Here is a 13,403-nt window from a genome sequence, read left to right as displayed (position 1 = left end):
ACTCATGCGTGCGTATCTATTGGTACCCCAATCACGGGGACAGAGGATCCGCTATGAAAAGTTGCATGCTTGCTCGCACGCTTCACGTCGCGTTTGCGCTCACGGCCGCTTGCGGCGTGATCAATGTTGCTTTCGCCGACGACGCCATGGGGGCGCAGAAGACGGTCATGGTCGGTGGCGCCGCGATGTATCCGACGAAGAACATCGTCCAGAACGCCGTCAACTCGAAAGACCACACCACGCTGGTTGCTGCCGTGAAGGCTGCCGGGCTCGTCGATACGCTGTCGGGACCGGGTCCCTTCACTGTGTTCGCCCCAACCAACGAAGCGTTTAATGCGCTACCGGCCGGTACGATCGATACGTTGGTCAAGCCTGAGAACAAGGCGACGCTGACCAAGATTCTTACCTATCACGTGGTATCGGGTCGTTACACCGCGTCGGACCTGATGGCTCTGGTGGCCAAGGGTAATGGCAAGGCGAGCCTGACCACGGTGCAGGGCGAGCCGCTGACGGTGATGCAGTCTGGCAAGACACTTGAAGTGACCGACGCCAAGGGCGGTGTTGCGCACGTGACTATTGGCGACGTGCTGCAATCGAACGGCGTGATCCACGTTGTCGACAAGGTTCTGATGCCGTAAGTCAGGTATGAAAAAGCCCCGCACGTTGCCGTGCGGGGCTTACTTTTAGAGCATCGCGCGCGGAGCTCGCTTCTACAGAAAGACCCCTCCGCTCACCGCCGGCACGCTGGTCGGCTCAAGCACCATCGCCAACGAACACACCGGTAAGGGCGCGTCCTGCCTGGCCGAGCAGTACATGGTCGAAACCTTCCGCGACGGTAAGCGGGCGACGCCGTTCCTGTCCTCTGGCCATACGGTGAAAATCGAGGTCACCGACAAGCGTGGCGTATCGATCTTCAGTTTGATCGAGCAAGTGGTCCAGAAAGCATAATCGCTCGATCACTCGCTGTGCGCGAAGGAAGTACTGTTCCCTGATGACAGGAGAACATGCCTAGCTCCGAAGCAGGGAATTCCTACAGCAGAAGTAAGCTTGGCGCGGTACCGTGTGCCGATCCTTTCATTGGATCAAGTCATGAAGACGGTGTGCTGGATCGTCGGATGTGCCGTGTTCGCACTGGTCATTGTGTTTTGCGGACCGACAAGGCCGGAGGACGGCGAGCGTGATGATGCGATCGCCGACGCCCTCTCGCTTACCAGGAAACGAGTCGACGGAGAGCCGCGCGCTTACGACCCGCCTCCGCAGCAAAGGGATGAGCTCGCTCATGCTCTGTCTTTGAGGCCCGGCGAAAGTGGGATTCGAGCAACGAGGGGCCGCGGTGTTCGGTGTTACCACAATTGTCCGCCGCCGGTAGGTAGCGTGACCGCGTCGCCTCAGGTCGTGAGCGTGCCGGTCGGCGCCCTCGGTAGTGTGAGTGTTCACTGGCGATGGGATCAATCTTCCACGCAGGAGGTTAGCCAGCACGGCTGCCTCTGGGTGAGTGTAGGCAAGGAGAGCGAGGCGCATCTCGTGGATTGCGGTGCTCCGGGCCGTAATCACGAAACAAGTGTGCGTTGGGTCGGAATGGACACCTACGTGTTTCGCGTCGCACCGGGCAATCCAAAAGGACCGTTCACCAAGCCACTTGCGGGACTGTTCCAGCTTGCGCAGACGCTTGTCATCGGCGTATCGCACTCAGGCCCTGGCGGTGGTCGGTTCATCGGCGATCCCGCTATAGCGGCAGAGGTTGCAGGAAGCTCCGATCGCCGCTGAAGCGGCGTCTGCAAGTCCCAGCGCTACGAATGAAGAAGCCCCGCACGTTGCCGTGCGGGGCTTCTGTTTTAAAGGCATCGCGTGCAAGGCACGCTCCTACATGGGGAGCGCGCGTTGCGAAGCCGTTATTTCGCGGCCATCAGCGCCTTGGTCATATCGAGCATACGGTTCGAGAAGCCCCACTCGTTGTCGTACCACGAGAGGACCTTGACCAAGGTGCCTTCCATCACGCGCGTCTGCGTCGAATCGTAAATCGACGAGTGCGGGTTGTGGTTGAAGTCGATCGACACCAAGGGCGCGGTGTTGACGGCCAGGATGCCTTTGAGGGCGCCGTTGGCGGCTTCGTTGATGGCGGCGTCGATCTCTTCCTTGGTCGTCGCGCGGGCGGCGGTGAAGGTGAGGTCGACCACGGACACGTTGATCGTCGGCACGCGCATGGCGAAACCGTCGAGCTTGCCGTTGAGCTCCGGCAGGACCAGGCCGACCGCGGCGGCGGCGCCGGTCTTGGTCGGAATCTGGCTGTGGGTGGCGCTACGGGCGCGGCGCAGGTCCGAGTGGTAGACGTCGGTCAGTACCTGGTCGTTGGTGTACGCGTGGATCGTGGTCATCAGGCCGTGCACGATGCCGATCTTCGAGTGCAGCACCTTGGCCAGCGGCGCGAGGCAGTTGGTGGTGCAGGACGCGTTGGAGATGACCTCGAGCTTCGAGGTGAGCTTGTCGTCGTTGACGCCCATGACGAAGGTGCCGTCCACGTCCTTGTCGCCCGGGGCCGAGATGATGACCTTCTTGGCGCCGCCGGCGATATGGGCGCTGGCCTTGGCCTTGGAGGTGAAGAAGCCGGTGGACTCCAGCACCACGTCCACGCCGTGCTCGCCCCAGGGGAGCTTGGCCGGGTCGCGCTCGGCAAAGACCTTGATGCGGTCGCCGTTGACGATCAGGTCGCCGTTGTCGACCGAGACCTCGCCCGGGAAACGGCCGTGAGCCGTGTCGTACTGGGTGAGGTGGGCGTTGGTTTCCGCGTTGCCGAGATCGTTGATCGCGACGATCTGGATGTCCTGGCCGTTCTTCTTCGACTCATAGAGCGAGCGCAGGATGTTGCGACCGATGCGACCGTAACCGTTGATGGCGACCTTGATGGTCATGTGCAGCCTCCGGGTGGGATTTGCTAACGAGGTAAGGGCAGGTGCGTAAACCTCCATGGTAGCGGAACGTCGCAGGGGCCTGCTTGCTGCACCGCCGCGATCTGTCATCCGAGTCTCAGTCCGGCTGTGGCACACTTGCCCGTTCGCCCCGTCCGGAATCGTTTACAGGCTCATGAACGCCGTTCTCAAGCGCCGCACCATTGCCGCCCTGCTGGCCCTCGCCGTACCCGCCTTCGCCACCACCGTTCAGGCCTGGGGCGACATCGGCCACCGTATCGTCGCCGAGCTGGCCTTCCGCCAGCTGGACCCCTCGGCCAAAGCCGAAGTGGAGCGCCTGCTCAAGGCCGACGGGGACGATTCCCTGCCCGACGTCGCCAGCTGGCCGGACCGCCTGCGCGACAACCCGGAGACGAAGGAGCTGGGTAAGGCCACCGGCCCCCTGCATTACATGGACTTCGTCGACGGTAAGTGCCACTACGTGCCGGCCCGGCAGTGCGCCGGTGGCAAGTGCGTGGTGGGCGGCCTCGAGAAGTACGTCGCCATCCTGGGCGACCGCCACAAGTCCAACGCCGAGCGGGCCGAAGCGCTGAAGTTCGTGGTCCACTTCGTGGGCGACGTGCACCAGCCGCTGCATGCCGGCAACCGCGACGACAAGGGCGGCAACGACTACCAGGTCCAGTTCGACGGCAAGGGCACCAACCTGCACAGCGTGTGGGACTCGAAAATGCTCTACACCCGCGACCTCAAGTGGCAGGCCTACGCCGACCGCCTGGCCGCCGAAGGCCCGGTCACGCTCCCGAAGCCCCAGGCGCCGCTGGATAACCCGTACGCCCAGTGGGCCGAGGAATCCTGCGAGATCGTGGCGAAGGACGGCTTCTACCCGGACTCGCACAAGGTCGACGACGCCTACGTCGCCAGAAACCTCCCGGTCGCCGAGACCCGCCTGCGTGAAGCGGGCAAGCGTCTCGCCGACCTGCTCAACAAGACGCTGGACTGATCCGCGCCCCCCGAATTCGCATTCGAAGACAAGGTAGACACAGATGACCGATATCCAGGTTCGCCGTACCAAGATCGTCGCCACTCTCGGACCCGCCACCGACGTGCCGGGCATGCTTGAGAAAATTCTGGAGGAGGGCGTGGATATCGTTCGCCTCAACCTCTCGCATGGCGTGCCTGACGACCACCGCGCCCGCGCCAATGCCGTGCGCGCCGCCGCGCTGAAGGTCGGTCGCGAAGTCGGCATCCTGGCCGATCTGCAGGGTCCGAAGATCCGCATCGAGAAGTTCGCCGACGGTCCGATCGACCTGATGGCCGGTGACAACTTCACCCTCGACTGCCGTCCGGACGCACCGGCCGGCACCCAGACCCACGTGGGCGTCAGCTACTACGACCTGCCCAAGGACGTCGTCCCGGGCGACGTGCTGCTGCTGGACGACGGCCTCATCGCGCTGTCGGTGCTGGAAATTTCGGGTACCGAAATCCGCACCCGCGTCATCATCGGTGGCCGCCTGTCGGCACGTAAGGGTCTCAACCGCCAGGGCGGTGGCCTCAGCGTGTCCGCGCTGTCCGACAAGGACCGTAACGACATCAAGCTGGCCGCCGAGATGGGCGCCGACTTTCTCGCCGTCTCCTTCGTCCGTTGCGCCGAAGACCTGCACGAAGCCCGCCGCCTGATCCGCGAGGCCGGTGGCGACGCCGCCATCGTTTCCAAGATCGAGCGCGCCGACGCCATCCCCGTGCTCGGCGAAATCATCGACGCGTCCGACGTCGTCATGGTCGCCCGTGGCGATCTGGGCGTGGAAATCGGTGACGCCGAGCTCCCGGGCCTGCAGAAGAAGATCATTCGCGAGTCCGTGCAGCGCAACCGCTCGGTGATCACCGCGACGCAGATGCTGCAGTCGATGGTCCGCGCGCCGATTCCCACCCGTGCCGAAGTGCTCGACGTGGCCAACGCCGTGATCGACGGCACCGACGCCGTCATGCTTTCGGAAGAGACCGCGGCCGGTGCGCACCCGGACAAGGCCGTGGCCGCCATGCGCCGCATCTGCCTCGGCGCCGAGCGCCAGTTCGAGCCGCGCGGCGACCTGCGCCCGGACGTGCAGTCGCTCGACCGCAGCGACCAGGCCATCGCGCTCGCCGCCATGTCGCTGGCCGCTCAGGTTGGCGTGCGCGCCATCGTGGCGCTGACCGAGTCGGGAGCCACGGCCCAGTGGCTATCGCGCTATCGCTTCGCGGTGCCCATCTATGCGATGTCGCCGTCCGACATGGCCCGCCGCCGCATGCTGATGCTCCGCGACGTGCAGCCGGTCGACTTCGCCCAGGGCAACCTCGATCCGGCGCACACCGCGCGCGCCGCGCTCCAGCACCTGTTCTCGCTGGGCAAGCTGACCAAGGGCGATCGCGTGATCCTGACCCACGGTGACCACATCGGCCGTGGCGGCGGTACCAACACGCTGAAGTTGCTGGTGATCGGGGACGACGGTATCGCGGACAGCCTGCGCGACCTGTAAGACGGTGTGGGGGCGTGCCTTGCGCGCGCCCCCACGTCAGGGTTTGATTTCACACGCAACGCAAACGCCCACAGGGTTAAACTCAACGCCCTGGTAAACCACCGAGGGCGTCATGATCCGCATTTCTTCCCGCACCGGCGCCATCGCCGCCGTCCTCCTCCTTGCCGCGGGTTCCGCGCAGGCGCAGAACCTCCGCCGTGTCGCCCCCGAGCGTCTGACCGGCTACTGGTACCTCACCAACAAGTCCGTCAGCCCGGACGTGCCGAACACCGGCAAGAACCTCAATCAGCCCACCTGCGTCGCCGTCAGCTACATGATCGGCTCGGACGGTCGCACCCAGAACGCGAAGATCGAGAAAGTGGTCCCCGCCGGCGACCTCGGTCAGGTCGGCGTGAGCATCGTCAACCAGCTGGTCTACGTGAAGGGCAACCAGAACGGCACCGCCGTTCCCGTGCAGACCTACTACGTCACGGGCTTCAACCTGCCCGAAGACCCCGCCGCCAAAACGGCCCTCCTCGATAAGTGCAAGCTGCCCGGCTACGACCAGACCACTTGATCGCATCGCACAACATGATTCGCGGGGTAGCCGTTTATACTTCGTCGGCTTTGCATACCACTAAATCCATGGAGTCCTCATGAGCATCGAAAACCTCGAAGAAATCGCGCAGGCGATGGTCGCCACCGGCAAGGGCATCATTGCCGTCGACGAGTCGACCAACACCATCCGGAAGCGTTTCGAAGCCGCCGGCGTCGAGAACACCGAGGAAAACCGTCGGGCCTACCGCGAGCTGCTCCTCACCGCACCGGGCCTGGGCGACCACATCTCCGGCGCGATCCTCTTCGACGAGACCATTCGTCAGAAGACCGGCGACGGCACCCCGCTCGTGGATGCGATGAAGAAGGCCGGCATCATCCCGGGCATCAAGGTGGACAAGGGCCCGGTGCCGCTGGCCGGCTTCCCGGGCGACGTCGTGACCGAAGGCCTCGACGGCCTGCGCGACCGTCTCAAGGAATACGCCCAGCTCGGTGCCCAGTTCGCCAAGTGGCGCGCGGTGATCAATATCACCGAGGACAACCCGAGCTCGACCGCCATCGAGGCCAACATGCACGCGCTGGCCCGCTACGCCGCGCTCTGCCAGGAAGCCGGGCTGGTGCCGATGGTCGAGCCCGAAGTCGTCATGGACAGCCCGGACAGCACGCACGACATCGACGTCAGCTACGACGTGCACGAGGCCGTCCTGCGCAGCCTGTTCAACGCGCTGTACGAGCAGAACGTCATGCTCGAAGGCACGATCCTCAAGGTCAGCATGGTCATCGCCGGCAAGCATTCGCCGGAACAGGCCTCGCCCGAGGAGGTCGCCGAAGCCACCGTCCGCGTGCTGAAGGCCACCGTGCCGGCGTCGCTGCCGGGCATCGTGTTCCTGTCCGGCGGCCAGTCCGACGCGCAGGCGACCGAGCATCTGGACCTGATCAACAAGCTGGGCCCGCATCCGTGGCCGGTCAGCTTCTCCTACGGCCGCGCCCTCGTCGCCGAGGCGCTGAACGTCTGGTCGAAGGATCTGAAGGGCAACGTCGCCAAGGCCCAGGCCGTGGTGCACGAGCGCGCCAAGGAAAACGGCGAGGCTGCGCTGGGGCAGTGGAAGAAGCGCTGATTCGCTAGCTCGTTCACAGATGTGAAGAAGGCGCCGGAACGGGCGCCTTCTTTTTTGCGAGCTACTGCCGATATTTCATATTGGCCACTTGCTGCGGGCATCGGCCCATTGTCTGATGCGAGGTAAGTGGAAGTCCTCAGCGCGAGGGCGGCGGGTTCCCGTGGAGGGTCCCGGTCCAGGGGGAATCGGGGAGCTGGCGATGAATCGTATGAAAGGGGCTGCGTGGGCGGCAGTCGGTGTCGTCGCATTGAGTGCGGCGGTTCTCTGGCGTGTATCCGGGGACGCAACGATAAGCGGGCAGTCACACGCGCGTGTTTCCACGCCCGTCGTGGCAGCGCCTGCCGCCCCCAGGGTGGTGTCGACCCCGCTTCCTCCGCAGCAGCGTGGGCGCATGTCAGCAGTGGCTCCGGCCAGCCCGGCATCGTCAGGTCGAGCGGCAGCGGCAAGCGCATCCAGCGGCGAGTTGTTCGCTTACTCGAAGACCGATACGCCGCATCGCGAGGGCCCTTACACCTACTATCCCGTCGATATCGACGTCGATCAGGTGCTCGCATCGGCTCTGTCAGGACGCCTCACCTTTACCGCACCTGATGGATCGCAGATCGCTCTCGACTACGACCGTCACGTCTCGCATGACGACGGCAACTGGACCTGGATGGGGCGTGAGGCGGGAGGAACGGCAAGCCAGGATGCGGTGATCACGTTTGGGCCGGACGCGACCTACGGATCGCTGCCGTCGTCCAACGGGCAGCAGTTGCGCATCACGACGATCCAGGGGAAAACGTACGTGACCAGTGCGTCGTATAGCCAGTTGCAGCAAGGGATTCGCGCAGGCGGCGATACCGTGGTTAAAGCGGCGGGCGCGGCGTCGACAGAGGTCGTTACCTCACAGCCTGTGGTCGCCGCTGCGGCAGCCGTCACGGGTACTCCGGTCGACGTGGTCATCGGCTATTCGACGGGATATCGGACGTCGCTTGGTTCGACGTCCGCTGTGACGACCCGGCTGACCAATCTTGTCGATGTCGCTAACCGTGGGCTCGGCAATTCGGCGGTGACGACGGCGTCGTTTCGCCTTGTCGGGACGCTGGAGATCAACTACGCCGACGGCACCGATAATGGCGTGGCATTGACCGACCTTGCTTCCACATCCGCCTCGTCGCCGCTTTCCGCCATGCGCGCGGCACGTGCCCAGTATGGTGCGGACATGGTGAGCTTCGTGCGTCGCTACGCGACGGGTCAGAACGGCTGTGGGCTGGCGTACATCCCTCAGGCACCCTATGCCAGTACCGGGCGCGACCAGACTTTCTCGGTCGTTGGCGACGGAACGATCGATCAGGGTGGCGGCGCGTACTCGTACTGCCCGGATACCTCGCTGGCGCATGAAATGGGGCACAACCTAGGTGCTCAGCACAATGCACAGACGAACTCTACGGGTGGTTTGTATGCCTACTCGTACGGCTATCGGAACGACGACGCCAATTTCTACGACATCATGTCGTATAGCCTCAACGGTCAGGAACCTGAGTTGCTCTACTCGAACCCGGGCGTCTCGACCTGCAAGGGCTTGCCGTGCGGCGTGGCAAACGCGGCGGACGTGGCGAGGACATTCCGCGAAACACTGCTGGTGGCAGCGACGTTCAGGGCCGCCCCGGCGCCAGAGGCGAATCCGAATTCGTCGCCTGGGAAGTTCATGCTGGCTAACGGCACGGGGCGATGCCTTGAGGTATCCGCAGGCGGTACCGCTAATGGCTCGGTTGTTCAGATGTGGGCTTGCAACGGATTGCGCTGGCAAAATTGGGCTATGAAGGCGGACACGGGGTCGTTGGTCTCATCGGGTACATCGTCTGTGCTTGACGCTGATGGATACGGCACCACCGAGGGGACGCTGTTGCATCTATGGCAAAGCACGGGTGCGTCCAATCAATCGTGGCGCTTCACGCACACGGCGGTGGTCGCAGCGAAGTACGGCAGAGGCCTGGATGCAGTCGCTGTCGGATCTGCGAACGGTACACGCATCCAGATATGGGACGGAGTGGGCGGTCCCAATCAAAGTTTTACCTTCAATCCAGTTACCGGTGAATTCAAGATCGACACCGGACGTTGTCTCGATGTCCAGGCAGCCGGCACAACCAATGGGACGCCACTTCAGCTCTGGGACTGTGCTGGTGTGCCGAATCAGAAGTTTCATTTGACAGCCAACGGCAGTATCGTCGGCTACGGCGGTTTATGCGTTGAAGTGAGCAATAACGGGTCGAATAACGGCGCTGACGTTCATATGCAACAGTGCAACGGCACGCCCGGGCAGATATGGCGCTTGCGTGGCGAGTTGCGGGGGGTACAAAGTAACCTCTGCGTGGATGATCCGTCGAGTGGTCAGGTCAATGGTTCTCGCCCTCATCTGTGGACGTGCTATCACAGCGCGAATCAGGTCTGGGAATACCAGCCGAACTAAAAAACTAAGGGCGCCGCGAGGCGCCCTTAGTTTTTTACTATCTCGCGAGCTTAGAACCGGTACTCAGCACTGACCGACGTCATGTTGGTCGACAGATCCAAACCATCCTTCTTCGCATCGTAGTGATCGTAGTTGATGCCCATGCTCCAGTTCCTGTTGAAGTCATAGCCTACGCCCGCACCCGCATACCAGCTGGTCTTGTCCAGATCGTGGCGGTTGATGTCGTCGTTGCTGGTGCCGTGGCCCTTCCACGAGTAGATACCGGCACGGCCACTGATGTACCACTTCGGGTCGATATTGAAGTGGCCATTCACGCCGGCGGTCCAGCCGTGGAGCTCGGACTTGCGACGATCGACGACGCGATCGCTGTTGAAGACATTCTTAGCGTGGATGTTGCCCAGGTCGTTGTAACCGGCCTCGACACCCAGGGCGGCCCACGGGCTCACGGCCCAGCGGTAGCCGCCGTTGACCGCGTAACCGGTGTCGTGGCCGTCATAACGGCCCTTGTCCACGGATGTGCGACCGACGTTGCCGTTGACGAACCAGCCAGCGCCGTTGGCGTCTTGCGCAAAGGCCGGAGCCGCAACGGAACCGGCCGCGACGAGGGCGAGCGCGATGAGGGTCTTCTTCATGGTGGATCTCTCCTGCTTTTCTTCTTGTTCGCTGTGACGGCCATGGGGGGGGTGCCATCGACAACGGCGCGGGGCCGGGGTGCCTCGCGTGAAAAATTAGATAAGGCCAGACCTTCGATATTCAATACCGCTCAGTGCAGTATTAATAAAAATTTAAGCCGCGACGGGGGTGGCGTCGCGGCTTAAAGGTTGAGCGTAAAACGTTGTTACGTGGCGAACGTGTCGCTTAGAAGCGGTATTCACCCGCCAGCGAGACGATACCGGTCGAGCGCTTGATGCCGCGCGAGATTTCGCCAGTAGCGTTGTTCTTGACCTTGCCCGCGTCAGCATGGAAGTAGTCGTAGTTGGCACCAACGCTGAAGTGCTCGTTGATATCCCAACCGGTGCCGACACCGCCGTACCAGCTGCCACGGTCGGCCTTACCGCCGTTGGAGAAGCCGAGGTCCTGGCTCACGCTGTTGTTGTAGTTCTGGTTGTTGTCGTTGGCGCGGAAGTAGCCGCCATGCGCGCTCAGGTACCAGCCCTGGACCAGGTTGACCTTACCGTTCACACCGACCATCCAGCCGCGCAGCGCGTTGCGCGTGCCCTTCTGATCGACGTCCTGGCCGTCTTCGAAGACGTTCTTGACGCGGTAGTTGCCGAGATCCGCATAGCCGGCTTCAAGGCCCAGGCCGAGATCCGGGCCGACCTTCCAGCGATAACCGCCGAGCAGGCCGTAGCCGGTGCGACGATCCTTGTTTCCCTTGAGGAAATTGAAACCGCCGTTGTTGCCGTCACCGAAGCCGCCATTGTCGCTGCCGTTGGTGCGGCCGACCTGGGCGCCGATGAACCAGTTACCGCTACCGACGGCCTGGCTGGGCTGATAGTTGCCGGTCACTGCCGGGTTGGAATCCTGTGCGAAGGCCGGAATGGCCACAAACGAGGCGCAAGAGACTGCAAGGGCAAGGGCTGCCTTTTTCATGGGACTGTTCCTCTTATTTTCGGGGCGGCCAGCACCATGGGGGAGGGGGAGTGATGCTGGCCTTGTACGATTAGAGGCCTTCGTACCTGAAGAGATTCAAAAAGCAGAACTAAAAGATTAAGGCTTGGTTAACTTCCCTGCCGCGGCATGAACATCCACGACAAGCTCATGCCGGATGCGCGACAATCGTGGTTTTTCCGCCGCCTGTTAACTGGAGAATGCCGATGACGACACGCCGCGAACGCGCAAACGCGATCCGCGCCCTGGCCATGGATGGTGTCCAAGCCGCCAATTCCGGTCATCCGGGCATGCCCATGGGCATGGCCGACATCGCCGAGGTTCTGTGGGGAGATTTCCTTCATCACAACCCGACGAACCCGCACTGGCCCAATCGCGACCGCTTCGTTCTGTCGAACGGTCACGGCTCGATGCTCCAGTACGCCCTGCTGCACCTGACGGGCTATGACCTCGGCATCGAAGACCTCAAGCACTTCCGCCAGCTGGGCTATCGCACGGCCGGCCACCCTGAGTACCACCACACCCCGGGCGTCGAGACCACCACCGGTCCACTCGGCCAGGGTCTGGCTAACGCGGTCGGTTTCGCGATCGCCGAGGAAGTCCTCGCCGCGCGCTTCAACCGCCCCGGCCATGACATCGTCGACCACCACACCTTCGTGTTCGTCGGTGACGGCTGCCTGATGGAAGGCATCTCGCACGAAGTGTCCTCGCTCGCCGGCACGCTCAAGCTCGGCAAGCTCGTCGCGATCTACGACGACAACGGCATCTCGATCGACGGCGAAGTCCACGACTGGTTCACCGACAACACGGCGGAGCGCTTCCGCGCATACGGCTGGAACGTCGTGGTCGGTGACGACGACAAGCCGGTCGACGGTCACGATGGCGACGCCATCAAGAAGGCCATCGCTTCGGCCACCAGCCAGAGCGAAAAGCCCTCGCTGATCATCTGCAAGACGATCATCGGCTTCGGTTCGCCGAACAAGGAAGGCAAGGAATCCTCGCACGGTGCCGCTCTGGGTGCGGACGAAGTCAAGCTCACGCGCGAGCGCCTGGGCTGGAACTACGGTCCTTTCGAAATCCCGCAGACCATCTACGATTCGTGGTCGGCAAAGGAGAAGGGCGCACAGAGCGAGCAGGCCTGGAACGAAAAGTTCGACGCGTATGCGAAGGCTTTCCCGGAACTCGCCGCCGAGTTCAAGCGTCGTACCTCGGGCGAGCTGCCGGGCAACTGGAAGAAGGATTCCGACGCCTACATCGCCAAGCTTCAGGCCGAAGGCCCGGTCGTGGCTTCGCGCAAGGCATCGCAGATGGCGCTCGACGCGTTCGGTCCGCTGCTTCCCGAGCTGATCGGTGGCTCCGCGGATCTGGCTCCGTCGAATCTCACCATCTGGAAGGGTTCCAAGAACATCGCCGACGGCGGTGCTGAAGGCAACTACATCCACTATGGCGTGCGCGAGTTCGGCATGTCGGCGATCTCCAACGGCATCGCGCTGCACGGTGGTTTCGTGCCGTACGACGCGACGTTCCTGGTCTTCTCCGACTACGCCCGCAACGCGGTGCGCATGTCCTGCCTGATCCCGGCTCACGCGATCCACGTGTACACGCATGACTCGATCGGTCTGGGCGAAGATGGTCCGACCCATCAGCCGGTGGAACACCTCGGTTCGCTGCGCCTGATCCCGAACAACCGCGTGTGGCGCCCGGCCGATGCGGTCGAGTCGGCCGTGTCCTGGCAGAAGGCGATCGAGCGCACGGGCAACCCGTCGTGCCTGATCTTCTCGCGTCAGAACCTCAAGCATAATCCGCGCACGGAAGAGCAGGTCGCCAACATCGCCAAGGGCGGCTACGTCCTCTGGGAATCGGCCGAGAAGTTCAAGGCGATCATCATCGCCACGGGCTCCGAAGTCGGTATGGCCGTCGAAGCCGCACAGGCACTCGGCGACCAGGGCATCCCGGTCCGCGTCGTCTCCATGCCCTGCACCGAGGAATTCGACGCGCAGCCGGCCGAATACCGCGAAGGCGTCCTGCCGTCGTGGTGCCGCGCCCGCGTGGCGGTGGAAGCCGCCAGCGTCGATTTCTGGAGCAAGTACGTCGGCCTCGACGGCACGGCGGTCGGCATGACGACCTTCGGCGCCTCGGGCCCGATCGACAAGCTGTATGAGCACTTCGGCATCACGACCACGGCTGTGGTCGATGCGGTCAAGAGTGTCGTCAAGTAAGTAGGTGGTAGTTCGATAAAAAAACCTCAGGAGTAATCCTGAGGTTTTTT

General features: G+C 63.1%; 10 protein-coding genes and 1 pseudogene. 8 read left to right on the top strand and 3 right to left on the bottom strand.

The genetic code is table 11. From position 1 onward, the window contains the following. Positions 1-116: 116 nt before the first annotated feature. Positions 117-638 (top strand): fasciclin domain-containing protein, encoded by a 522-nt coding sequence (locus tag J2X57_RS09575; protein ID WP_309866898.1) that lies wholly within the window; start codon positions 117-119, stop codon positions 636-638. A gap of 79 nt (positions 639-717) precedes the next feature. Continuing rightward, positions 718-948, top strand: a pseudogene (locus J2X57_RS09570) (FAA hydrolase family protein); the annotation flags it as partial. Positions 949-1,892: 944 nt separating this feature from the next. Here the strand turns inward: J2X57_RS09570 and gap are convergent. After that, positions 1,893-2,909: a type I glyceraldehyde-3-phosphate dehydrogenase gene (gene gap, locus J2X57_RS09565; RefSeq protein ID WP_043692388.1), complete on the bottom strand. Its 1,017-nt coding sequence runs from the start codon at positions 2,907-2,909 to the stop codon at positions 1,893-1,895. 172 nt (positions 2,910-3,081) lie between these two features. On the opposite strand from gap, the gene J2X57_RS09560 reads away from it, so the two are divergent. The 5 genes from J2X57_RS09560 (at position 3,082) to J2X57_RS09540 (ending at position 9,523) form a co-directional block, all read left to right on the top strand. Further along, complete coding sequence (locus J2X57_RS09560; protein WP_079522852.1) at positions 3,082-3,906, top strand: S1/P1 nuclease; 825 nt, start codon at positions 3,082-3,084, stop codon at positions 3,904-3,906. 43 nt (positions 3,907-3,949) lie between these two features. Continuing rightward, on the top strand, positions 3,950-5,419 hold the full coding sequence (gene pyk / locus J2X57_RS09555; protein ID WP_036115828.1) for a pyruvate kinase: 1,470 nt from the start codon (positions 3,950-3,952) through the stop codon (positions 5,417-5,419). A gap of 112 nt (positions 5,420-5,531) precedes the next feature. Then, the gene (locus tag J2X57_RS09550) at positions 5,532-5,975 is read left to right on the top strand and encodes an energy transducer TonB (RefSeq protein WP_309866302.1); all 444 of its coding nucleotides are present in this window, start codon (positions 5,532-5,534) and stop codon (positions 5,973-5,975) included. Between the two features lie 79 nt (positions 5,976-6,054). Then, positions 6,055-7,071 (top strand): class I fructose-bisphosphate aldolase, encoded by a 1,017-nt coding sequence (locus J2X57_RS09545; protein WP_043692393.1) that lies wholly within the window; start codon positions 6,055-6,057, stop codon positions 7,069-7,071. Between the two features lie 199 nt (positions 7,072-7,270). Beyond that, positions 7,271-9,523: a ricin-type beta-trefoil lectin domain protein gene (locus J2X57_RS09540; protein ID WP_309866298.1), complete on the top strand. Its 2,253-nt coding sequence runs from the start codon at positions 7,271-7,273 to the stop codon at positions 9,521-9,523. Between the two features lie 50 nt (positions 9,524-9,573). Here J2X57_RS09540 and J2X57_RS09535 read toward each other — a convergent pair whose 3' ends face one another. Beyond that, a complete protein-coding gene (locus J2X57_RS09535; RefSeq protein WP_036115822.1) occupies positions 9,574-10,155 on the bottom strand; it encodes a porin family protein in 582 nt (193 codons plus the stop codon). A 226-nt stretch (positions 10,156-10,381) separates the two neighbouring features. After that, on the bottom strand, positions 10,382-11,116 hold the full coding sequence (locus J2X57_RS09530; RefSeq protein ID WP_309866295.1) for a porin family protein: 735 nt from the start codon (positions 11,114-11,116) through the stop codon (positions 10,382-10,384). A 224-nt stretch (positions 11,117-11,340) separates the two neighbouring features. On the opposite strand from J2X57_RS09530, the gene tkt reads away from it, so the two are divergent. Further along, positions 11,341-13,353, top strand: a complete 2,013-nt coding sequence (tkt, locus tag J2X57_RS09525) for a transketolase (protein WP_308846051.1) — start codon at positions 11,341-11,343, stop codon at positions 13,351-13,353. The last annotated feature ends 50 nt before the right edge of the window (positions 13,354-13,403 follow it).

Source organism: Luteibacter sp. 1214, from assembly GCF_031455395.1.
In the GTDB taxonomy this organism is placed as follows: Bacteria; Pseudomonadota; Gammaproteobacteria; order Xanthomonadales; family Rhodanobacteraceae; genus Luteibacter; species Luteibacter mycovicinus.
The sequence above is the reverse complement of the archived record's forward strand: the minus strand, read 5'-3'. Positions and strand labels throughout refer to the sequence as shown.